This window comes from Shouchella phoenicis (assembly GCF_047238345.1).
Taxonomy (GTDB): Bacteria; Bacillota; Bacilli; order Bacillales; family Bacillaceae_D; genus Shouchella.
In genome coordinates, this window is sequence record NZ_JBDFMQ010000001.1 from 2,179,373 (window position 1) to 2,201,416 (window position 22,044).

Sequence of the window (22,044 nt, forward strand, 5' to 3'; positions counted from 1 at the left end):
ACTAAAAGAATGGAAATTGTACTAGATGATTGGAAAAACCCCCTCGTCTATTCCAATGGCATTAACAACAAAAAAACGCGCTAGAATCATTGCTGATCCTAACACGTCATGACGATATCGATTTAGTTGTCTTTCAAACGATCTAATTCTACTAAGAACTTATCATTTAATACTTTAATATACGTCCCTTTCATTCCTAGAGAACGAGATTCAATGACGCCTGCACTCTCAAGCTTACGAAGCGCGTTTACAATTACAGAACGTGTAATACCTACACGGTCAGCGATTTTACTTGCTACAAGAAGCCCTTCTCTGCCGTCAAGCTCTTCAAAGATATGCTCAACTGCTTCAAGTTCACTGTACGATAATGAACTAATTGCCATCTGCACAACCGCTTTGCTACGTGCTTCTTCTTCAATTTCTTGTGTTTTCTCATGAAGGATTTCCATTCCAACTACCGTAGCACCATATTCTGCTAAAATAAGATCATCATCGCTAAAATGATTTTCTAAACGAGAAAGAATAAGAGAACCTAGACGCTGACCGCCACCTTTGATTGGCACAATTGTTGTTAAACCGTTTTTGAAAATGTCACGATTTTCAACAGGGAATGCTGTATATTCGCTATCAACATCAATATTCGCTGACGTCTCTTCAATTTTGAATAATCCTTCTGTATAATCTTCAGGAAATTGACGATCATCAAGCATTTTTTTCATGCGGTCATTTTCAATTTCTTCTTCGATTGAAAAACCAAGTAGCTTTCCTCTTCTACTTACGACGAAAACGTTTGAACCAATTGCTTCACGCAGTGTAATCGCCATTTCTCTAAAGTTGACGTGCTGACCGCTTGTCTTTTGAAGCATCTCGTTAATTTTCCTTGTTCTTGTTAATAAATCCATTTTTTCATCTTCTCCTTAAAATTTAAAGTATAAATTGACTTAAATCTTGATTCTTTGCGATCGTTCCGAGCTTTTCTTCCACATACTGTTCTGTAATCTCGAGACGTTCCATATTTACATTTGGCGCTTCAAAAGACAAGTCTTCTAATAACTTTTCTAAAAGTGTATGAAGTCGTCTAGCACCAATATTTTCTGTTTCTTGATTCACTTGACTCGCAATCGTCGCAATCTTATGAACAGCTTTGTCTGAAAACGTAATTTCTATACCTTCTGTTTGCAAAAGAGCTTTATATTGCTTAATTAACGCATTATCAGGCTCTACAAGGATACGTACAAAATCATCAACCGAGAGGCTACCAAGTTCAACACGAATCGGAAAACGCCCCTGTAGTTCAGGAATAAGATCTGAAGGTTTAGCCATGTGAAATGCTCCAGCTGCAATAAAGAGGATGTGATCCGTTTTTACTGCGCCATATTTCGTAACGATCGTTGACCCTTCAACAATTGGTAAAATATCACGCTGGACGCCTTCTCTTGACACGTTTGCACCTTGATCATTTTTCCCAGCGACTTTATCGATCTCATCAATAAAGATCATTCCCACTTGTTCGGTGCGCTTAATCGCATCTTGCGTAACGTCATCCATATCGATCAATTTTTGTGCTTCTTCTTCTGTCAGTACTACCCGCGCATCTGCAACAGACATTCGTCTTTTTTTCTTTTTCTTTGGCACCATATTCCCAAGCATTTCTTGCATATTCATGCCCATTTGTTCCATGCCTGCTCCACCTTGAAAAAGATCCATAAATCCTTGTGACTGTTCAGACACTTCAATCGTTACAGTTCGATCTTCTAGCTCTCCAGACACAAGCTTCTGATACATTTTCTTCTTAAGGTTAGCCCGATTTAAATCTTCTTCCTCGGTTTCTTCCTCTTGATCAGCTTCTTCGTTACCTGGAGATTGAAACAACATTTCAAAAGGATTTTTGTAGTTGCTTTCCTTTTTCAATGAAGGAACAAGTAAGTTTATCAGTTTTTTATCGGCTAATTCTTTCGCTTGTTCTCTGACAAGAGCCACTCGTTCTTCTTTAACAAGTCGGACACTCGACTCCACTAAATCACGAACCATTGATTCAACATCACGACCAACATACCCTACTTCAGTAAACTTAGTCGCTTCCACCTTTATGAAAGGCGCTCCAACAAGCTTAGCTAATCGCCTCGCAATTTCCGTTTTGCCGACTCCAGTTGGCCCAATCATCAAGATGTTTTTTGGCGTAATCTCATCTCGCATCTCTTGATCCAAGAGCGTTCGACGATAACGATTTCTAAGTGCGATCGCAACAGACCGTTTTGCTCCTTGTTGCCCGACGATATATTGATTTAATCGTTCCACAATTTGACTTGGCGTTAGTGAACTAGTCATTCCTACGTGCACTCCTTTGTCATGATTATAGTTAAAGCTCTTCCACAATAATTTGATCGTTTGTATATACACAAATTTCCGCTGCTGTCTTTAACGCCGCTTCCGCGATTTCTTTTGCCGTTAATTGTGGAGCAAACGTTTTAAGCGCACGTCCTGCACTTAACGCATAATTCCCTCCAGAACCAATGGCCAAAATCCCGTCATCAGGCTGTATGACTTCACCCGTACCTGACACTAAAAGGAGGTCGCTTTTATCCATAACAATGAGCATCGCTTCCAGCTTTCTTAACACACGATCGCTGCGCCACTCTTTTGCAAGCTCTACAGAAGCACGTTGCAAATTGCCATTGTATTCTTCCAGCTTTGCTTCAAATTTCTCAAACAATGTAAATGCGTCTGCGACAGAACCTGCAAAGCCTGCGACGACTTTCCCTCTGTAAAGCTTTCTCACTTTTCGGGCTGTATGCTTCATCACGACTGCGTTTCCAAGTGTAACTTGACCATCACCAGACATAGCAAACTGTCCGTTATGCGAAACAGCAAAAATGGTTGTTGCGTGAAAAGATTCCATTTCTCAACGCTCCTTTTTCATACTAGGCTCTTGGATGAAAATTTTTATAGACAGAATATAGCCGTTCTTTACTGACATGGGTGTAAATTTGCGTTGTCTTTAAAGATTCATGACCAAGCAGTTCTTGAACGGTTCTTAAATCCGCTCCACCATTTAACAAATGCGTAGCAAAAGAATGGCGTATGTCATGGGGACTAATTCTTTTTTGAACAGCTGTTTGCTGTATTCTTTTTGCCACAATCTTCCGAATGCTTCGATCACTTAATTGGTTTCCTCTATTATTTAGAAACAGCGCTTGGGTGGCGCTTGTTTCCTTCAACAATTTAGGTCTCGCTTGTTGCAAATAATCATGTAAAGCCACTTCGGCTTTTTTTCCAAATGGAACGTATCTTTCTTTTCTACCCTTTCCAAAAACACGCACCGTCCTAGACTGCCAATGCACTTGTTCAAGATGTAACAAACTACATTCTGACACACGAATTCCAGTTGCGTAAAGCAACTCAATAATGGCTTTATCTCGCAAGTCATATGGCGTGGTCGTCGGTAGTAAACGAAGCCAGTGATCCATCTCTTCTTCATATAAAAAACGGGGAAGCTTCGTGTCTTGTTTTGGAGTATGAGCATGTAAGAAAGGATTAACGGAAAGAATCTGCTCTCGTTCGAGAAATTTGCCAAAGCTACGTAGGGATGATAACTTTCGAGCGATTGTACGTTTTGAATAACCTTTATCTACAAGTTCGCTAATATAATAGCGTACATCTTGATGAACCAGCTCTTGTAAACGTTTTGAATCATGTGTAGACAAATAGGTATAAAATTGCTCAATATCTTTTGTATAGTGCGTAACTGTCCAAGAAGAACAATTTTTCTCTACTTCAAGATAGCGAACAAACCAACTCAGCCATTGCGCTTCCTTGGATTCCACCATTTTGTCCTCCCTCTTAGAACTTATAAATTCTAACACAATTGCGGAACGTTAGGCAACAAAAGTCACATATCTTTCATAAAATTCTGAATTGACCCTAATGCCCGCTCTGCCAATGCTTCGTAGCGTTCTTTTTTTACTTTTATCCGAACATTCATCGGAGGAACAAGTCCAAAGTTCGCATTCATTGGCTGGAAGTTATCTGGATTTGCTGTTGTAATATAAGCAGCCATACTTCCAATCATGGTTTCTTCAGGAAACGGTACAAGCGTTTCACCAACGCTTTGTTTATACGCGTTAATCCCAGCCGTTAAACCTGCAGCGGCTGATTCAACATATCCTTCTACGCCAGTAATTTGCCCGGCAAAGAATAAATCGTCCCGCTGTTTCGTTTGGTAAGTAGGACGTAATAGTTTTGGCGAATTCAAGAATGTATTACGGTGCATCACACCATAGCGGACGATATCTACATTCTCTAAGCCTGGAATCATTCGAATGACTTCTTTTTGTGGTCCCCATTTTAGATGGGTCTGGAATCCGACAATATTAAACAACGTCCCAGACAAATTGTCTTGTCTTAGCTGAACGACTGCATATGGACGCTTCCCTGTTTTCGGATCCTCTAAACCTACGGGCTTAAGCGGTCCAAAAAGCATCGTTTTTCGTCCTCTTCCTGCCATGACTTCAATTGGCATGCAGCCTTCAAAGAAAATCTCTTTTTCAAACTCTTTTAAAGGAACTGTTTCGGCTGCGATGAGCGCATCGTAAAAGCGGTTAAACTCTTCTTCTGTCATTGGACAGTTCAAATAAGCAGCTTCGCCTTTATCATATCGACTTTTTAAATAAACTTTATCTCGGTCAATGGTCTCTGCATCAAGAATAGGTGCTGCTGCATCATAAAAATACAGCGACTCTTCACCTGTTAATGCTCGTAATTGATCCGATAATGCTTTAGATGTTAGTGGACCCGTTGCAATAATCGTTGGTCCATCGGGAATTTCTGTAAGTTCTTCGTTTACAACTGTTACATTCGGATGCTCTTTTACATAATTTGTTACGCGAGCTGCAAAATCATGTCGATCAACAGCCAATGCACCACCAGCTGGAACCGCTGCTTCGTCCGCTGCTTTAATAATAACCGAATCCAAACGACGCATTTCTTCTTTAAGTACACCTACTGCATTAGCTAGTGAATTTCCTCTTAACGAATTGCTGCAAACTAGTTCAGCAAACTTGTCCGTATGATGCGCAGGTGTTTGTTTGACTGGACGCATTTCATACAAGCGGACTTTTCCACCACGCTTTGCAATTTGCCAAGCAGCTTCACTTCCAGCGAGTCCTGCGCCAATTACGTGTATCTCTTTTTGATCTGTCATCTTCATTCCCCTTTAAACGAAAAAACTCGTGAATAAACATTTACAAACGTATCTTTTGTCAGCGTAAAGGTATAACGCTCACATTTATTCATTCATAGAAACGCCTTCACTCCTCGGTAGAGTGAAGGCTCATCATTTGATCGTACTCATATCATAGTATCTTTACTCATTGATTTCAACTAATAGCTACTACAAAACGATAAATTTCGACATTTTACTGTTTTTCTTCCTCATAATCACATGAAGTACAGGCGACGAATACACCTTTTTTTGATTTTTTTTCCACTAGCAAGCTTTCACACTTCGGACATGGTCGTGCAATCGGTTTATCCCATGAAACAAATTCGCACTCTGGGTACCGGTCACACCCATAAAAGATTCGGCGTTTCTTGCTTTTTCGTTCAACAATATTGCCTTCTTTACAGGTCGGACATGTTACGCCAATGTCTTTTACAATTGCTTTTGTATTACGGCAATCTGGAAAGTTTGAGCACGCCATGAATTTCCCGTAACGGCCCATTTTATATACCATCTCATGCCCGCATTTTTCACAATCTTCCCCAGCAGGTTCATCTTTAATCTCGACTTCTTCCATCTCTTCTTCAGCAACTTCAAGCCTTTTCTCAAAGCTCTTGTAAAATTGGTCGATAATCTCGATCCAATTATCTCGACCATCTTCAATGCTATCAAGGTCTTCTTCCATTTTTGCTGTGAATTCGACATCGAGAATTTCCGGGAAGAATTCAACGATTAAGTCTAAGACAATTTCGCCTAATTCAGTCGGTACAAATCGCTTCTCATCTAAAGCGACATAGCCGCGACGTTGAATCGTATCAAGAGTTGGCGCATACGTAGATGGGCGTCCTATTCCAAGTTCTTCTAAAGTCTTTACAAGCCTTGCTTCTGTGTAGCGTGGCGGTGGCTGTGTAAAGTGCTGGTTAGGCGTGAGCTCTTCTTTTTGTACCGTTTCATCCTCTTTTAAATCCGGCAATAAGCGGTCTTCTTCTTTCTTGTTATCATCATTGCCTTCAATGTACACTTTCATAAAACCAGGAAACTTTAGTTTTGATCCATTCGCTCTGAAAAGAACACCATTGTTTTCTAAATCAACAGTCATTGTATCCATAACGGCTGGAGCCATTTCACTTGCTACAAGACGTTCCCAGATTAAGCGATATAAACGCAGTTGATCACGGGATAGATACTCTTTCACTTGCTTTGGTTCATGCAAGACAGATGTTGGTCGAATGGCTTCGTGCGCGTCTTGACTTTTTTTATCTTGTTTCTGCTTTTGCGTTTCTTTTTTCGTGTACTCTTCGCCGTATGTTTGTTGAATATAATCAAACGTTTCTTGTTTAGCCGTGTCTGATATTCTTGTTGAGTCCGTTCTCATATACGTGATTAGACCAACTGTACCTTGCTTACCTAAGTCGATCCCTTCATACAGTTGCTGCGCAATTAACATCGTTTTCTTTGCTCTGAAATTAAGCTTTCGAGCAGCTTCCTGTTGCAATGAAGATGTGGTAAACGGAGCGACGGGGTTACGTTTCCGTTCGCGCTTTTTTACTTCCGCTATACGAAAATCTTTTCCATCAAGTGTGTTTAAAACATGATTCACTTCATCCTCGGTTGCTAATGTTTCTTTGTTTCCTTTTATACTGTGGAATCGCGCTTCAAATTGTTCCTTACCATACATAAATTGACCTTGGATACTCCAGTACTCTTCCGGTGTAAAAGATTGAATTTCTTTTTCACGATCCGTAATGAGTTTTACCGCTACAGATTGCACACGGCCAGCGCTCAACCCTTTTTTCACTTTCTTCCATAATAAAGGTGAAATGTTGTAGCCTACTAATCGATCCAAAATACGTCTTGCTTGCTGCGCATCCACTAAGTCCATATTAATGGGCCTTGGTTGTTTAAACGCATCTTTAATCGCATTTTTAGTAATCTCATTAAATACAACACGACAATCCGAATGTTCATCTATATTTAGACTGTGGGCCAAATGCCATGCGATGGCTTCCCCTTCACGATCCGGGTCAGCCGCAAGATAAATGCGCTTGGCTTTCTTTGCCGCTGTTTTTAATTCTTTTAACACTGGGCCTTTCCCGCGTATTGTAATGTAACGAGGCTCATAATTTTCTTCTACACTAACGCCCATTTGGCTTTTAGGTAAATCTCTCACATGACCCATAGAAGCTTTTACGACATACTTCTTACCTAAATACTTACCAATGGTTTTGGCTTTAGCGGGAGATTCCACGATTACTAAATAATCGGACATGTAAAGCAACTCCCTCATCTTAGTTTCTCTATTTATGAATTAAATCTTCCTCATTATTAAACAGACTTTCCCCGTTTGTCAAACCGAACTTCCTACAATTAACAAAATCGTTGTTCTTCGATAGAATTCGACATAAAGCTCGGCATGCATTCAAATAAAGCCCTTTCATGATAGAGGCAATAGGCTCCTTGGCTAATTAACCAATTCGCCCCTTCAGATTCTAAAGAATAAATGGATCCAGGTAAAGCAAAAACATGTCTGCCGTGCTCAAGTGCACAGTCTGCGGTAATAAGGGAGCCACTTTTTTGTTTGGCTTCAATGACAATCGTTGCGTAGGAGAGACCGCTTATAATGCGGTTTCGCATAGGGAAATGCCATTTTTGCGGTTTAACATGTGGAGGGTACTCTGTGATCGTTAAAAGAGCTGTAGGTGGGGTTTTTTCCATAAAGATTTTACTTTCACTCGGGTAAGGGTGCTCAAAACCAGATGCAGTCACCGCAATGGTTGAACCACCTGCCTTTATAGCAAAACGGTGTGCATGGGAATCAATCCCTCGTGCCATGCCACTAACAATCGTCACCTTTGATTCGGTTAACACCTTTGTTAAAGACTCGACTGCGTGCGTTCCATAGCTTGTAGGTGAACGTGAACCTACGAGCGCAACTTTTTTTGTAGCTAAAAGCTGTAGGTTTCCTTTGCCATACAAAAGAACAGGAGGATCATAAATTTCTGCTAATAATGAGGGGTAAAGAGGATCATTTATTTGGAGAACGTGGATGCCTTGCTGTTGGAGCTTTGAAACATAGGCTTCAGGGGTAGAGTGGGCGATCCAGTGCATGAGTTTTGTGAGTGTTGGCTCTTTTAGTTGCAGGACGCTACGACTTGTTGTCGTTGAGGCTGTATAGATTTTCGTTAAATTCGGGTCCCACGTTAACAAACGTTTCCAACTAGCCATTTGGTTGTAAAGCACTGCATTTATGTGGATGAGGCGAATCAAGCGAGGGTCGATCAGAGTCAGTCCTTTCTGAAATTAGTAGAGAAAACCCCTTGCAAGATTGCAAGGAGTTTCAAAGACTTAGTGCGTTACACTTTTGTCATAGATATCATTCGCTTTGAGAGATTCAATGAGTGTTTCACCCATAACAGACGGTGTTGCAGCAACACGAATGCCACACGCTTCCATTGTTTTAATCTTCTCTTCCGCTGTTCCTTTACCACCAGAAATAATTGCGCCAGCGTGACCCATGCGCTTTCCTGGAGGAGCTGTTTGACCACCGATGAATCCAACAACAGGTTTGTTCATATTTGCTTTAACCCACTCTGCTGCTTCTTCTTCAGCAGTTCCACCGATTTCACCAATCATAATAACCGCATACGTATCCGGATCATCATTAAAAAGCGATAAGACATCAATGAAGTCTGTACCGTTTACAGGGTCTCCACCAATCCCAACAGCAGAAGACTGACCAATGCCAGCAGTAGAAAGTTGGTGCACCGCTTCATACGTAAGGGTACCAGAACGAGAGACAACACCAATGTGACCTTTTTTGTGAATATATCCAGGCATAATCCCGATTTTACATTCGTCTGGAGTGATGACACCAGGACAGTTTGGCCCGATTAATCTCGTTTTCTTTCCTTCCATGTAGCGCTTTACGTTAACCATGTCGATTACTGGAATGCCTTCTGTAATACAGATTGCGAGATCCAATTCCGCGTCTGTTGCTTCCATAATCGCATCTGCTGCAAAAGCTGGCGGTACATAAATAACCGATGCATTTGCACCTGTAGCTTTCACTGCTTCTTCAACCGTGTTAAATACTGGAACGCCTTCGATTTCTGTTCCACCTTTACCAGGTGTCACGCCACCAACGATGTTCGTACCATATTCTAGCGCTTGCTTCGTATGAAACAAACCAGTAGCGCCAGTGATTCCTTGAACAATGACTTTCGTCTCTTTATTAATTAAGATGCTCATTCGTCTAGCTCCACCCTTCTATTTCACTAAAGCTACAATTTTTTGTGCGCCATCAGCCATTGAATCAGCGGCTGTAATGTTTAAACCTGAATCTTTAAGAAGCTGCTTACCAAGTTCCACATTTGTTCCTTCTAAACGAACAACTAATGGAATGTCAAGACCAACTTCTTTTGTAGCTGTAATGACACCTTCAGCGATGATGTCACATTTCATGATACCACCAAAAATATTAACAAAGATTCCTTTTACGTTTTCATCAGAAAGGATTAGTTTGAATGCTTCTGTTACTTTTTCAGCTGTCGCACCGCCCCCTACGTCAAGGAAGTTTGCGGGATCACCCTGATAATGTTTGATGATGTCCATTGTAGCCATCGCAAGACCAGCTCCATTAACCATGCAGCCAATGTTTCCGTCTAGTGCAATGTAGTTTAAATCATGCTTAGAAGCTTCGATTTCTTTCACATCTTCTTCTTCTAAATCACGTAATTCAACGATATCTTTATGGCGGTAAAGGGCATTTGAATCAAAATTAAATTTCGCATCAAGAGCCATTACTTTACCATCACCTGTTGTAACAAGTGGGTTAATCTCTGCGATAGACGCATCTTTATCAACAAAGACTTTATATAAGCCCATCATAAATTTAACCGCTTGACCAACAAGTTCTTTTGGAATGTTTATGTTAAAGGCAACACGTCTTGCTTGAAATCCTTGTAATCCTACAGCTGGATCAATCACTTCTTTAAAGATTTTCTCAGGTGTTGCTTCCGCCACCTCTTCAATCTCTGTTCCACCTTCTTCAGAAGCCATTAGTACCACGCTTGATGTAGCACGATCAACTACAAGTCCAATATAGTACTCGTTTTTAATATCGCACCCTTCTTCAACTAGTAAGCGCTTTACTTCTTTTCCTGCTGGTCCTGTTTGGTGTGTAACAAGTGTCTTCCCAAGAATTTCATCCGCATATGTACGAACGTCATCCAAGTTTTTTGCGACTTTAACGCCACCGGCTTTTCCACGTCCGCCCGCATGAATCTGCGCTTTTACGACAGATACAGAAGAACCAAGTTCTTTTGCCGCCTCTACTGCTTCGTCAACAGAGAATGCTACTTTACCGTTTGGAACGGCAACTCCGTAAGAACGAAGAATTTCTTTACCCTGATACTCATGGATATTCATTCTCTCTCCAGCCTCCTGTTATATCGTACATCCAACGCTCATGTACGAGAATTTTCGTTACTAAGACGAAATCCTTTTTCATTTTAGCACTTTTTTTCGTTCTTGTGGAGGGGTAAACGCTATCATTCCGACAATTTCATTTCTTTTCTTCTTTATTCTCCTTTTTTTCGCTTTTTTTCTTGTTATCGTCTTTCTTTTCAAACAGCTTTTTAAACCCTTTAGCTTGCTGATCTTGTTGAACGCTCGGTTGAAGCTGACCGAATTCACCTGAAAATTCCTCTTGATGCTTTTGTTTTTTTGTCATACGAAAAAAGCCTCCTATTCTCTTCTTAATATGAGCAAAATAGGGGCATTTATGTAGCAATTTTACAGCTTGATATCAATTGGACGCCTTTGTTTTTTCTGTTCATTTTCTAGAGCAAAATAAGCAAAAATCGTTTGGAAAACAGGGTCGTTGGCATAGTCATTTTGAAACGTTTGTATCAACTGAAAATTTACGCCACTCTGCTGCTCACCGCCTTTTTTTCCAGCCTTACTCACGCTTTTTTCGGAGATATTTTGTTGCTTTAGCCATTGTTGTAGCTTATTTGTCATCGTTTGAACACTTGGAGTCTGGTTTTCCAATAACAGGATCCATTTAAGGTGTTCCCGGGTTACCGATACACCCCAATCACGTTTGCATATCACTACAGCTTCGCATAGTTGTTTACGTGTTCGCCGCTCTTTTTTTCTCATTGACTCTAGCTCATCCAGCATTCGTTGAGTGAAGGCTGTGTGGGTATAATAAAAAACTGTTAGTAATTCTTGATCAACTTTTAAATAGTCGCTTAATGCCGAAATAGAGTCAGATGGAACGATCATTTGTAGCGTTAAAACAGGTGTCACGTGTTTAATACGAAACCAATAGCGCTTATCCACTTCTAGCGATGCGTCTAAATAAGCAACAAGACGTTGATGCTGAATCGTAATAGCCGCAAGCTTTTCTTTTGGATAAAGCATCGTAACAGTCCCAACAACATATTGATTAACGGTCCATTGACTAGTCGTGTCGTGCATTGCGCTTTCCCTACCTCCTTTGTTCAACTAAATCCTTTACATGAATCAACGAACCTGCTTGCTCAAGGACAGGTTTGAATGAACGACGATGTTCACGTGTTAGTCCGTATGTCTGGAGCGCATCTAAATGCTTTTTCGTTCCATATCCAGCATGGCCATCAAACCCATACTCTGGATAGGTTTTCGCTAGTTCTTCCATATAGCCGTCTCGCCAGACTTTTGCCAATACCGAGCTAGCGGCGATCGAGATGCTTTTTGCATCCCCTTTTATTAATGATCGCTGTGGTGTGTTCAGCTTAAGTTCAATCGCATCTAATAGAAGAAAATCCGCTTCTACTTGTAGTTGTTGGATCGCCTCGGTCATTGCTTTTTTTGTTGCGAGTAAAATGTTTGTTTCATCAATCTCTTGTGCGGACACACTTACGATTTGATAGGCAATTGCATGTTGTTTTATGTAGACAGCGTATTGTTCGCGCTTTTCTTTCGATAATTTTTTTGAGTCGGTCAACCCTAACAGTTTAAAGTCAGCTGGCAATATAACAGCAGCTGCTGTAACAGGACCAGCTAAAGGACCTCGTCCTACTTCATCTACTCCGCAAATCAATGAATACCCGCTATCTCGTAAGCCTTGTTCGTGAAGGCTCATTTCAACATGCATGGTTTCCAATTGCTTTCTTTGCGCCAACGCTTGATCGTATTTTTTTAGTAACGCTTGTACACCTTTTCGTTCGTCTAGTCGCAGACTGTTTACCTCTTCAGTTGTTAGTTCTTCATTATTTAATTGCTCTTTTATCGTCGAAATCGAAATCACGTGTTTTTTGCCCCTTAATGATTAAAAATTTATGCTATAGTAAAACAAGATTCAAAGAATAGGAGTTCACATGTATGGCCTTAACAGAAGGGATCATTCTTATCGTGATCGGCTTTATTGCCGGTATTATAAACACCGTATCTGCAGGGGGCTCTCTTTTGACACTACCCTTACTACTTTTTGTAGGGTTGCCTGCTACAGAAGCCAATGCAACCAATCGTGTAGCTATTGTCGCACAAAGCATCACGTCGATCATCACATTTAAGCAAAAACAGTCGCTTCAATTAAAGCGACATGCAGCTATTTACATCGCAGCTGCTACCGGAGCGGTCTTTGGCGCTTTATCTGCTTTATCCATTAGCGATCAAGTTTTTGTGCTAATCTTAGCGCTCACCATGATTACATCCATTGTTTTTTTAATTTGGAACCCCATTCAAGCTGTAGATCAATCTGTCATCCTCACTCCACTTGTTTCTTTTATTGGTCTCGCTTTATTTGGGTTTATTGGTTTTTACAGCGGTTTTATTCAAGTTGGCGTCGGATTTTATATTATGATTCTAGCAATCTTACTATATAAAAAATCATTCGCTGAAGCAACATTAATAAAAGTGATGATTGTTGGCATTTCTGTTTCTCTTTCCCTTGTTATTTACGCCGTTAACGGCCAAGTGAATTGGCTAGTTGGAATCGTCTTAGCTGTAGGGAATATTGCTGGTGCCTTTCTCGGAAGTCGAATGGTGTTAGGAAAGCACACACAGTGGATTCGGATTGTGCTCATTGTCACAGTTCTTATTTTGGCGATTCGCTTAATCATTGAATTTTTCTCGTAAAGAAAAAAGCACAGTTGGTCAATGGACCTTCGTGCTTTTTCCTTTTCCTAGCTATTCATGTTCAGGTACGTTTTCCAACGTCATCCTCCCGATCGTGCCGCTTCGTAATTCCCGCAAAACAAGCTCTGCCGTGCGTTCATAATCAATGAGACCTCCGCGTAAGATACAGCCTCGTTTGCGTCCAATTTCATCAAACAATGCACCGATATCTTCCGTATCTACGTCTTCACTAATATCATAACGCTTTTGTAACTGAGTAGGATACGCCTGCATACAGAAACGAAGCACAAACGCTGCCACATCACCATAATCAAGAATTTCATCTTTAATTGCGCCTGTTGCCGCCAGTCGAAATCCTACTTCCTGATCTTCAAATTTCGGCCATAAAATTCCTGGTGTATCAAGCAAATCTAAACTCGTTCCCACTTTAATCCACTGTTGCTGCTTTGTTATACCAGGACGGTCGCCTACTTTTGCTTGCCGCTTATTAACGAGACGGTTGATAAATGTCGATTTCCCAACATTTGGTATCCCTAAAATAACGGCACGTAACGCTCTTGGCTTCATCCCTTTTGCTTCCCATTTCTTATATAAATCCTTTGCTAATGACTGGCATGCAGGGACAATTTTTTTTACCCCTTGCCCTGTTTGTGAATTCACTTCCACAACAGCATGGCCTTGGCTTTCGAAATATTGCTTCCAACGCTCCGTTTGCTTCGGATCTGCTAAGTCCGATTTATTTAATAAAATAAGGCGTGGTTTATTTTGAACAAGCTCATCAATAACAGGGTTTTGCGAAGACAAAGGAATTCGCGCATCTAACAATTCAATGACCACATCAATCATTGAAAGCTTCTCATTTATCTCTCTACGGGCTTTTGCCATGTGCCCCGGATACCATTGAATGGTTTTCATCATTACACCTACTTACTAATCTACAATTGATATATTTTCAAATGGATAAAAAATGACATTCGCCTTCCCAATGACATCTTCCTCCGATACAAGTCCAATAGCTCGACTGTCTTTGCTTAAACGACGGTTGTCTCCCATTACAAAATAAAACTTTTCTGGAATCACTGCTTCACCAGTAATTTCTTGGAGCGTGAAATCGCCTGTTAACGGTTGACCGTGATAAAGGGTGCCCTTCAGACTGTCTAAGTATGGTTCCTCTAAAGCTTCTCCATTAATAAATAAGGTATCCTCACGATAGACAAGCTCGTCACCTGGTAAACCAATTACGCGTTTAATATAATTCTTTCCTTCAGGGGCATGAAAGACAATAATATCAAATCGATCTGGCTGCGAGAAGGTATATTCGATTTGATTAACAATCATCTTGTCTCCCGAATCGAGCGTTGGCTGCATCGAGTGGCCATCAACCACAATCGGCGCCAACAAAAACATGCGGACAACAACGGTAGTCATTAATGCAATAGTGAGTATCTTCGCCCACTCAACAAGATTTGTGCGACTCTTCATATCGCGCCCCTCCCTTGCCTTTATCATACCATGTTTTTTGTGTGCTGGTCATCGGTTATCTGAAAGAAGCGTTCACAAAATACGGAGACCGCTTAGCATTAAAACATTTTTTTGACGCCTTTCCCTGACGATTGTTCGCTCGTTCAGTTTCTTCCCCATGATGATCATCGCACAATTGCCACTTACAAGCGCGTATCAGTTCGTTTATAAGCGGGTCGAGCAAAAAATAACGTGTATTCATAGGAAAAGAAAGGTCGCTCCATACGCTGAACACGATCAAAAAAATTCCCTTCAATTGTTTGAATGGCTAGCATTGATACGTCCTCTACGATGCCCATATGCGTTAATTGTTCATTTCCAGTCCAACAAAAAAAGACAAGATCTCCCGGTTGTGGAAATTGGACTGTCCGTCCATTTTCGGCCAATGTCGAAAACAAATGCCGGCACGCAGCATGCTTTCCATAAATCGCCGACAACACACCAGCTTGATGCATGATCCAAGAAATAAAGGTTGCACACCATGGATACTCGTCTCCATTTTTAATCGAGCCGTAGTACCAATCATTGTATTTAATTTGGTTAATTGGTAATTCTTCTAGCCCGATTTGCGACTGTTCCATTGTTAAAACAGTTTGTACGCTTGACATATTTTACCTCCGCTTCACGTAAACATTTTTATTGGTTTAGTGTACGCAGAAGCATGTAATATGCCTGTCCTTTTACCTATTAGCAGTTTTATTCCCAACAAAAAAACGCTCCTTCTAGAAGGAACGTTCTTTTCGTTTACGGCACGACATGCCGTTATAACGTTTTGATTAGCGACGAATTTCTTTAATACGTGCTTTTTTACCACGTAGGTTACGTAGGTAGTAAAGTTTCGCACGACGTACGCGTCCTTGACGCTTCACTTCGATCTTTTCGATCTTCGGTGAATGTAGTGGGAATGTACGTTCAACACCTACACCATAAGAGATTTTGCGTGCAATAAACGTCTCACTGATACCAGTACCACGACGCTTAATGACAACACCTTCAAATAACTGAATACGCTCACGTGTACCCTCAACAACTTTTACGTGAATTGAAAGAGTATCACCAGGACGAAAATCAGGATGATCAGTACGCAACTGCTCAGTAGTGATTTCTTTAATCAGGTTGCTCATCGTATCGTTCCCTCCTTCCCAACAGACACTCTTGCTTCATGAAGCAGCGGAATATCGTAATCTTACTAATGATTCATCATTAGTCACAACAATCATCATAGCATAAACGTCGATTGGACACAACTAGTCTGTTAAATTCTTTGAAGTTTTGGTAGACCTAAAATGGAAAAGATTATTTCTAGTTGCGCCAAGACAAGTTCGGTTAGTTTTAGTCTTCTTTTTTGTTGCTCTGGCGACGCTTTTATGACTGGGCATTGCGCATAAAAACGATTATAAAAGCTCGCTAATTCAAACGCATACGTACAAAGTAAATTTGGTTCTAATTCATTGACACCACGCTCCATTGCCAAAGTCCAACCAGCGAGATGTTTTAAAATCGCTCGTTCCGTATCTTCTGCTTCAACAAATGAACTACCTTGAGACGTTAATCCCTCTTGTTGTGCTTTTTGTAGGATGCTGTTCGCTCGAGCATAGGTGTAAATTAAATAGATTCCTGTATTTCCAGTTACTTGCGTTGCTTCTTCTAAGTCAAACACAATGTCTGAAGTAGTGTTGTAGCGAAGCATATTGTAGCGAATCGCAGCAAAAGTAAGAGCTTCGATTGTTGCATCGTTCGCTTGTGGACTTTGGGTGCGAATCGCTTCTTTCATTTCTTCAATCAACTCGCTAATTTTAATACCGATGCCTTTTCGACCTGACATCGCGTATACATCTTTACCGTCTACTGTTTCAAGCCCTAAAGTTGATGCCGTATTCTTACTTAACGAGACAACACCGTAAGAAACATGCTTCAGTTGGTCTGCTTGTTGTTCATAGCCAACTGCATACAATGCTTGCTTAACGACTTTTTGTGGGTATTCTTGACGGTAATCAATGACATTAATGACCGCATCTGCACGTCCAAAAGATCGCGCTTGTCCATCGGCTGCGGTTGTCCATAACGTATCTGTTTTCTTCTTATAAGAAAAGTCGTTTTCTAGCAAGCCAAACTTCCACATATGGTACGCAATATCCTTAGCTGTATACGTCAATACTCCGTTAGACCGTACTAACACTTTATCAGCTAGATACTCAGATGAGTGGTCATCTTGTTCTTCTCCTGTTCGAATGACCCAGCAACCTGCTTGTGGTCCTTCTTGTTGCTTAAAAAACACATCTGTTGTTTGCAAGGTTTCAAACGCTTTTTGCCAAAAACCATTGCGGACAATCTCTCTTTCCCATACGAGCAAATCGTATGAAATATCAAATTGTCCCATTTCTTCTACATGCTCCATTGATAATTTGTCGGCCACTGCATAACCAAGCCACGACACGCTATTATTCCCTTCTTCAAGCTTATGTAGTACGTCATCTCTCGTTTCGGTCGAGCGCTCTCCTTTATCGTAAAGTTGATTTAAAGACGAATAGACATCCCAACAATAGTCACCAAAACGGACAGCAGGTTTATCTGATTCAATATGTAAGAGAGCCGTTAGCGTATCTGCAAGTTGATTGCCTAAATCATCAATATAGTTATGGGTTTCAACTTGGTTGCCGCCGTGTCGCATCATGCGAGCTAGAGTGTCACCGATACAAGCGTTGCGAAGATGACCAATGTGAGCAGATTTATTTGGGTTAATGGACGTATGTTCGATCACAACTTTTCGCTGTTGATCTGAATGAAGCGGGTTCATGTCAAATGTGACTTGTTCCCAAGCGATAAAAAAATTAATAAACCCAGGCTTTACAACATCAATTTGCTTAACAGGTAACTGCTTTTCTTCTAACTTCAATTTTAACTCATTCGCAAGATCAAATGGGTTTTTCCGTGCGACTCGCGCAAGTTTCAGCGCAATATTTGTAGCATAATCGCCGTGGGATAGTTGCGCGGGTTGTTCGATTTCAATCTGGATCTCCGAAGAATAAGAAGCGACAACATCGTTAATCGCTTGTTGTAAAACCTGGCCTATGTTCATCGTTGTTTCTCCTTTATGCTATAGTTTGTTTTGTTCGTCTTTAAGCTGTTGAATAAATGATTCATCTTCTTTCGTTAATGAATAGACGTCAAGTAAATCTGGGCGCCGATGAAACGTTCTCCGCAATGACTCTTTTCTGCGCCAGTCTTCAATATTTTCGTGATGACCAGATAACAAAACGTCTGGTACATCCATGCCGCGAAATGTAGCTGGTCGTGTGTAATGAGGATGCTCCAGAAGCCCAGTAGAGTATGAATCGGTTATGGCGGAATCATCATTCCCAAGCACACCAGGAAGTAAACGTGTGACGCTATCTGCAATCACCATCGCCCCTAATTCACCGCCAGTTAAGACAAAATCCCCGATTGATACTTCATCCGTTACGAGGAATTGGCGAACGCGCTCATCAAATCCTTCATAGTGCCCACAAAGAAACACTAGATGTTCTTCGTTTGCAAACTCTTCAGCTTTTGCCTGTGTAAATCGCTCGCCTTGCGGACAAAGCAACACGACTCTCGGTTTCGTTTCCTGTTGCTCCGTAATCTGAGCCACAGCATCAAATATCGGCTGGGGAGTTAGCACCATTCCAGCTCCACCACCATACGGATAGTCGTCCACTTTTTTGTGTTTATTTTCAGTGAATGCACGGAAATCAATTGCGCGAAAGGAAACGACGCCTTTTTCTTGTGCTTGCTTTAAAATTGATGAACCAAACACCCCTGAAAACATTTCCGGGAATAACGTTAATATATCAATTTTCATTAATCGTCTAACCCTTCCATTACGTGAACTTTCACAACGCTTGCTTCAAGATCGACTTCTTTTACCACCTGTTCAATATATGGAAGGAGTAAGTCTTTTTTACCTGAGCGTTGTACCACCCACACATCATTCGCTCCTGTTTCAATAATGTCTGTAATCGTCCCCAGATCATTTTCTTCTTCATCCGTAACCCGACAGCCGATGATCTCATGGTAATAAAACTCGTGTTCGTCAAGTTCACTTAGTAGCTTTTCAGACACATAAAGGTAGCTTCCTTTAAAGCCCTCTACATCATTCATATTCGTGTAGCCTTCAAACGTCAGCAAATCAAAATTCTTATGCTTGCGGTGGCTTGTCACTTGTAGCAACGTTCCTTTTTCCTCTGGACGACTGGCCACCTTTAATTGCGATCCAATTGCAAATCGCTCTTCTCCAAAATCAGTATTTGCTAATACTCTTACTTCGCCACGAACACCGTGTGTATTTACAAGTCTTCCTACATTAAACCATTGTGTCATGTGTCTTTGTTCTCACTTTCTCTAATTTCATGTATCATGCCATCTTTCACAACAATCGTCAACGGGGATTGCGCTGAAACCCACTTTTCACCAACAGCTACATCGACTAATACATCTGTGTACTCAACAAATAGTTCTGTACCATCTGCTAGATGATGTAATTGTTCGGATTTAAATTGAGTCGACTGTAGCTTTTCTTGACGTTTTTTTATTTCGGAATCAAATCTTTCTTTCAGCGAAGGTGCCGTTTGTGCAGATGCTTTTTTTTGGGCACGCTGAAGTTGAAATTCTAGCTGCTTCATTTCTTTTTCATATTGCGCCTGTTCCGCTTGAAATGATTGTGTCAACTCCTGACGTTTCTTTTCTGTCAATACATGTTTGACAGATGCTTTTCGGATGCATTTCATCACACATTCCTCCTATGCAAAAAAAAGGGTGAGGTTTCCCTCTCCCTTTTCAATCAGCAATATCGAGTCGTACCCGCTCATGTTGTTTGTTTGCAGCATAAAGCACTGAACGAATCGCCTTCGCTGTTCTACCTTGCTTTCCAATCACTTTTCCCATATCATCCGGATGGACAGAAAGACGTAACACTGTTGTTCTTTCCTCTTGCGCTTCTTCGACTTGCACAGCATCAGGGTAATCCACTAATGATTTCGCAATATGTTCAACCAAAGCTTTCATCCATTTGATCCTCCTTAGGAGTGATTATTTAGCGTTTTTTTCGTTATGAAGCTTCTCCATAAGACCTGCATTTGAGAACAAGTTACGAACTGTGTCAGAAGGCTTCGCACCTTTTAACATCCACTCAAGTGCTTTATCTTCTTTGATCTCTACTTTAGCAGGTTGAGCGATTGGGTTATATGTTCCAATCTCTTCAATGAATCGTCCATCACGTGGGAAACGAGAATCTGCAACTACTACACGGTAAAATGGGGCTTTTTTAGAACCCATACGCTTTAATCGAATTTTAACAGCCATTAGCTGTACACCTCCAAATAATATTAAACACAATTTTTAATCATATCATTAATGATACGTTCGGACAAGGTTTTTTTAAATCAGTACGATTTAAAATGGGAGTTTAAACCCACCGAGACCTTTGCCTCGTTTTTTCCCTTTTCCAGCTTGCATGCCCGACATTTGCTTCATCATCTTCTTCATATCTTCAAATTGTTTCAACAAGCGATTCACGTCCTGGATGGTCGTACCGCTTCCTTTCGCAATTCGCTTCCGACGACTTCCATTAATGACAGCCGGGTCACGCTTTTCAAGGGGCGTCATTGATTTAACAATCGCCTCAACTCGAACAAGTTGGTTTTCATCAACTTTTAGATCTTTCATACCCTTTTTGTTCATACCTGGCATCATACCAAGTAAATCTTCTAAAGGGCCCATGCTTTTGACTTGTTCTAACTGCTCTAAAAAGTCATCAAATGTAAAGTCCATCGTCCGCAATTTTTTCTCTAGTTCTTTTGCTTTTTCTTCATCTACATTTGTCTGTGCTTTTTCAATAAGAGAAAGAACATCTCCCATCCCTAAAATCCGGGATGCCATTCGCTCTGGGTGGAACGCTTCGAGCTGGTCGATCTTTTCCCCCATACCTGCGAATTTAATCGGCGTGTTCGTCACCGCTTTAATCGAAATTGCGGCCCCCCCACGGGTATCGCCATCAAGCTTCGTTAAGACTGCGCCTGTAACATCTAGCTGCTCATTAAAGCTTTCTGCTACGTTGACAGCATCTTGACCTGTCATGGAGTCAACAACAAGCAAAATTTCATCAGGCTTGACTGTTTCCTTAATGTCCGATAGCTCGGTCATTAACGTTTCGTCAATGTGTAATCGTCCAGCTGTATCAAGGAGCACATAATCGTGGTGCTCTTCTTTTGCTTTTTGAACCGCTTGTTTCGCAATTTCAACGGGACTTACTTGATCGCCTAGTGAAAACACTGGCATATCAAGCTGTTTTCCGAGCGTTTCTAACTGCTTTATTGCGGCAGGACGGTATACATCACAAGCAACCAGTAAAGGTGTACGATTGTGGTTTTTGCGTAGATGGTTCGCAAGTTTTGCCGTAGTTGTTGTCTTACCAGCACCTTGCAACCCAACCATCATCACAATCGTTGGTGATTTTGGAGATACGGCAATTTTGCTCTGTTCAGAGCCCATTAATGCCGTTAATTCTTCATTCACCACTTTGATTACTTGTTGCCCTGGCGTTAAGCTTTTCATGACATCTTGACCTAACGCTTTTTCTTTCACACTCGCAATAAACTGCTTCACGACTTTGAAGTTAACATCTGCTTCAAGAAGAGCTAAGCGAACTTCACGCATCATTTCTTTGATGTCTTGTTCACTCACTTTTCCTTTTCCGCGGATTTTGGTTAACGTATCTTGCAGGCGTGCGGCGAGTCCTTCAAATGCCAATAAAATCGCCTCCTACGTCCTAATCAAGTTTCTCTAATTGATCCGTCAGTTCATTCAACAGCTGCTCTCTATCGTCCTCTTTAGCGTATTCGCGTAAACGCGACACAATCGAACGACGGGCTTCAAACTTTTCTAACAAACCAAGCTTTGCCTCATAATCTTCAAGCATCGTTTCCGTTCGTCGAATGTTATCATACACTGCTTGGCGGCTCACTTCATATTCATCGGCGATCTCACCAAGCGAATAGTCATCTAAATAATAACGGGTCATGTAGTTTTGCTGTTTTTCCGTTAATAAGGGCTGATAAAAATCAAACAAGTAGTTCATGCGTAACGTCTTATCGAGCACGGTCATTTCTCCTTGTTAAGTCAATTCCCTTTACGATTAAACATGT

The 22,044-nt window shown here is 41.1% G+C and carries 25 protein-coding genes; 1 reads left to right on the top strand and 24 read right to left on the bottom strand.

What is annotated here, in order from left to right; translation table 11 throughout:
* Nucleotides 1-122: 122 nt before the first annotated feature.
* The 12 genes from codY to rnhB form a co-directional block, all read right to left on the bottom strand.
* On the bottom strand, nt 123-902 hold the full coding sequence (gene codY, locus ABC361_RS11700) for a GTP-sensing pleiotropic transcriptional regulator CodY (protein WP_413074144.1): 780 nt from the start codon (nt 900-902) through the stop codon (nt 123-125).
* Nucleotides 903-924: 22 nt separating this feature from the next.
* Entirely contained in the window at nt 925-2,328 is a 1,404-nt protein-coding gene (hslU, locus tag ABC361_RS11705) for an ATP-dependent protease ATPase subunit HslU (protein ID WP_413074145.1), read from the bottom strand.
* A gap of 31 nt (nt 2,329-2,359) precedes the next feature.
* Nucleotides 2,360-2,899, bottom strand: coding sequence for an ATP-dependent protease subunit HslV (gene hslV / locus ABC361_RS11710; protein ID WP_413074146.1), 540 nt, complete (start codon nt 2,897-2,899; stop codon nt 2,360-2,362).
* 22 nt (nt 2,900-2,921) lie between these two features.
* A complete protein-coding gene (gene xerC, locus ABC361_RS11715) occupies nt 2,922-3,827 on the bottom strand; it encodes a tyrosine recombinase XerC (protein WP_413074147.1) in 906 nt (301 codons plus the stop codon).
* Nucleotides 3,828-3,889: 62 nt separating this feature from the next.
* Nucleotides 3,890-5,200 (bottom strand): FADH(2)-oxidizing methylenetetrahydrofolate--tRNA-(uracil(54)-C(5))-methyltransferase TrmFO, encoded by a 1,311-nt coding sequence (trmFO, locus tag ABC361_RS11720; RefSeq protein ID WP_099301075.1) that lies wholly within the window; start codon nt 5,198-5,200, stop codon nt 3,890-3,892.
* Nucleotides 5,201-5,414: 214 nt separating this feature from the next.
* Entirely contained in the window at nt 5,415-7,487 is a 2,073-nt protein-coding gene (gene topA / locus ABC361_RS11725) for a type I DNA topoisomerase (protein WP_413074148.1), read from the bottom strand.
* 98 nt (nt 7,488-7,585) lie between these two features.
* A complete protein-coding gene (gene dprA, locus ABC361_RS11730; protein ID WP_413074149.1) occupies nt 7,586-8,425 on the bottom strand; it encodes a DNA-processing protein DprA in 840 nt (279 codons plus the stop codon).
* Between the two features lie 138 nt (nt 8,426-8,563).
* Nucleotides 8,564-9,466: a succinate--CoA ligase subunit alpha gene (gene sucD, locus ABC361_RS11735; protein WP_413074150.1), complete on the bottom strand. Its 903-nt coding sequence runs from the start codon at nt 9,464-9,466 to the stop codon at nt 8,564-8,566.
* An 18-nt stretch (nt 9,467-9,484) separates the two neighbouring features.
* On the bottom strand, nt 9,485-10,645 hold the full coding sequence (gene sucC, locus ABC361_RS11740; RefSeq protein WP_413074151.1) for an ADP-forming succinate--CoA ligase subunit beta: 1,161 nt from the start codon (nt 10,643-10,645) through the stop codon (nt 9,485-9,487).
* Between the two features lie 136 nt (nt 10,646-10,781).
* Entirely contained in the window at nt 10,782-10,949 is a 168-nt protein-coding gene (locus ABC361_RS11745; protein ID WP_413074152.1) for a hypothetical protein, read from the bottom strand.
* 62 nt (nt 10,950-11,011) lie between these two features.
* A complete protein-coding gene (locus ABC361_RS11750; protein ID WP_413074153.1) occupies nt 11,012-11,701 on the bottom strand; it encodes a hypothetical protein in 690 nt (229 codons plus the stop codon).
* Nucleotides 11,702-11,711: 10 nt separating this feature from the next.
* Nucleotides 11,712-12,512 carry a ribonuclease HII gene (gene rnhB / locus ABC361_RS11755; RefSeq protein WP_413074154.1) on the bottom strand — a complete coding sequence of 267 codons (801 nt, stop codon included), beginning with the start codon at nt 12,510-12,512 and terminating at the stop codon, nt 11,712-11,714.
* A 74-nt stretch (nt 12,513-12,586) separates the two neighbouring features.
* Between rnhB and ABC361_RS11760 the strand changes: the two genes are divergently transcribed.
* On the top strand, nt 12,587-13,342 hold the full coding sequence (locus tag ABC361_RS11760) for a sulfite exporter TauE/SafE family protein (protein ID WP_413074155.1): 756 nt from the start codon (nt 12,587-12,589) through the stop codon (nt 13,340-13,342).
* Nucleotides 13,343-13,393: 51 nt separating this feature from the next.
* Here ABC361_RS11760 and ylqF read toward each other — a convergent pair whose 3' ends face one another.
* The 12 genes from ylqF to ABC361_RS11820 all read right to left on the bottom strand — a co-directional run bounded on the left by ylqF (nt 13,394) and on the right by ABC361_RS11820 (nt 22,004).
* Complete coding sequence (ylqF, locus tag ABC361_RS11765; protein WP_413074156.1) at nt 13,394-14,257, bottom strand: ribosome biogenesis GTPase YlqF; 864 nt, start codon at nt 14,255-14,257, stop codon at nt 13,394-13,396.
* A 15-nt stretch (nt 14,258-14,272) separates the two neighbouring features.
* Nucleotides 14,273-14,824: a signal peptidase I gene (gene lepB, locus ABC361_RS11770; protein WP_413074157.1), complete on the bottom strand. Its 552-nt coding sequence runs from the start codon at nt 14,822-14,824 to the stop codon at nt 14,273-14,275.
* A gap of 182 nt (nt 14,825-15,006) precedes the next feature.
* Nucleotides 15,007-15,471 (bottom strand): CHAP domain-containing protein, encoded by a 465-nt coding sequence (locus ABC361_RS11775; protein ID WP_413074158.1) that lies wholly within the window; start codon nt 15,469-15,471, stop codon nt 15,007-15,009.
* Nucleotides 15,472-15,639: 168 nt separating this feature from the next.
* On the bottom strand, nt 15,640-15,987 hold the full coding sequence (rplS, locus tag ABC361_RS11780; RefSeq protein ID WP_099301086.1) for a 50S ribosomal protein L19: 348 nt from the start codon (nt 15,985-15,987) through the stop codon (nt 15,640-15,642).
* 131 nt (nt 15,988-16,118) lie between these two features.
* Nucleotides 16,119-17,942: an arginine--tRNA ligase gene (locus ABC361_RS11785; RefSeq protein ID WP_413074159.1), complete on the bottom strand. Its 1,824-nt coding sequence runs from the start codon at nt 17,940-17,942 to the stop codon at nt 16,119-16,121.
* An 18-nt stretch (nt 17,943-17,960) separates the two neighbouring features.
* Entirely contained in the window at nt 17,961-18,704 is a 744-nt protein-coding gene (gene trmD, locus ABC361_RS11790; RefSeq protein ID WP_413074160.1) for a tRNA (guanosine(37)-N1)-methyltransferase TrmD, read from the bottom strand.
* Nucleotides 18,704-19,222 carry a ribosome maturation factor RimM gene (rimM, locus tag ABC361_RS11795; RefSeq protein WP_413074161.1) on the bottom strand — a complete coding sequence of 173 codons (519 nt, stop codon included), beginning with the start codon at nt 19,220-19,222 and terminating at the stop codon, nt 18,704-18,706. Before rimM ends, trmD begins: the two co-directional genes overlap by 1 nt.
* Nucleotides 19,219-19,629: a YlqD family protein gene (locus ABC361_RS11800; RefSeq protein WP_413074162.1), complete on the bottom strand. Its 411-nt coding sequence runs from the start codon at nt 19,627-19,629 to the stop codon at nt 19,219-19,221. The genes rimM and ABC361_RS11800 overlap by 4 nt, the downstream gene beginning before the upstream one ends.
* 49 nt (nt 19,630-19,678) lie before the next feature.
* Nucleotides 19,679-19,906 carry a KH domain-containing protein gene (locus ABC361_RS11805; RefSeq protein WP_413074163.1) on the bottom strand — a complete coding sequence of 76 codons (228 nt, stop codon included), beginning with the start codon at nt 19,904-19,906 and terminating at the stop codon, nt 19,679-19,681.
* A 24-nt stretch (nt 19,907-19,930) separates the two neighbouring features.
* Nucleotides 19,931-20,203: a 30S ribosomal protein S16 gene (rpsP, locus tag ABC361_RS11810; protein ID WP_099301092.1), complete on the bottom strand. Its 273-nt coding sequence runs from the start codon at nt 20,201-20,203 to the stop codon at nt 19,931-19,933.
* A gap of 90 nt (nt 20,204-20,293) precedes the next feature.
* Nucleotides 20,294-21,649 (bottom strand): signal recognition particle protein, encoded by a 1,356-nt coding sequence (ffh, locus tag ABC361_RS11815; RefSeq protein WP_413074164.1) that lies wholly within the window; start codon nt 21,647-21,649, stop codon nt 20,294-20,296.
* Between the two features lie 19 nt (nt 21,650-21,668).
* Nucleotides 21,669-22,004, bottom strand: coding sequence for a putative DNA-binding protein (locus ABC361_RS11820; RefSeq protein ID WP_375078410.1), 336 nt, complete (start codon nt 22,002-22,004; stop codon nt 21,669-21,671).
* Between the last annotated feature and the right edge of the window lie 40 nt (nt 22,005-22,044).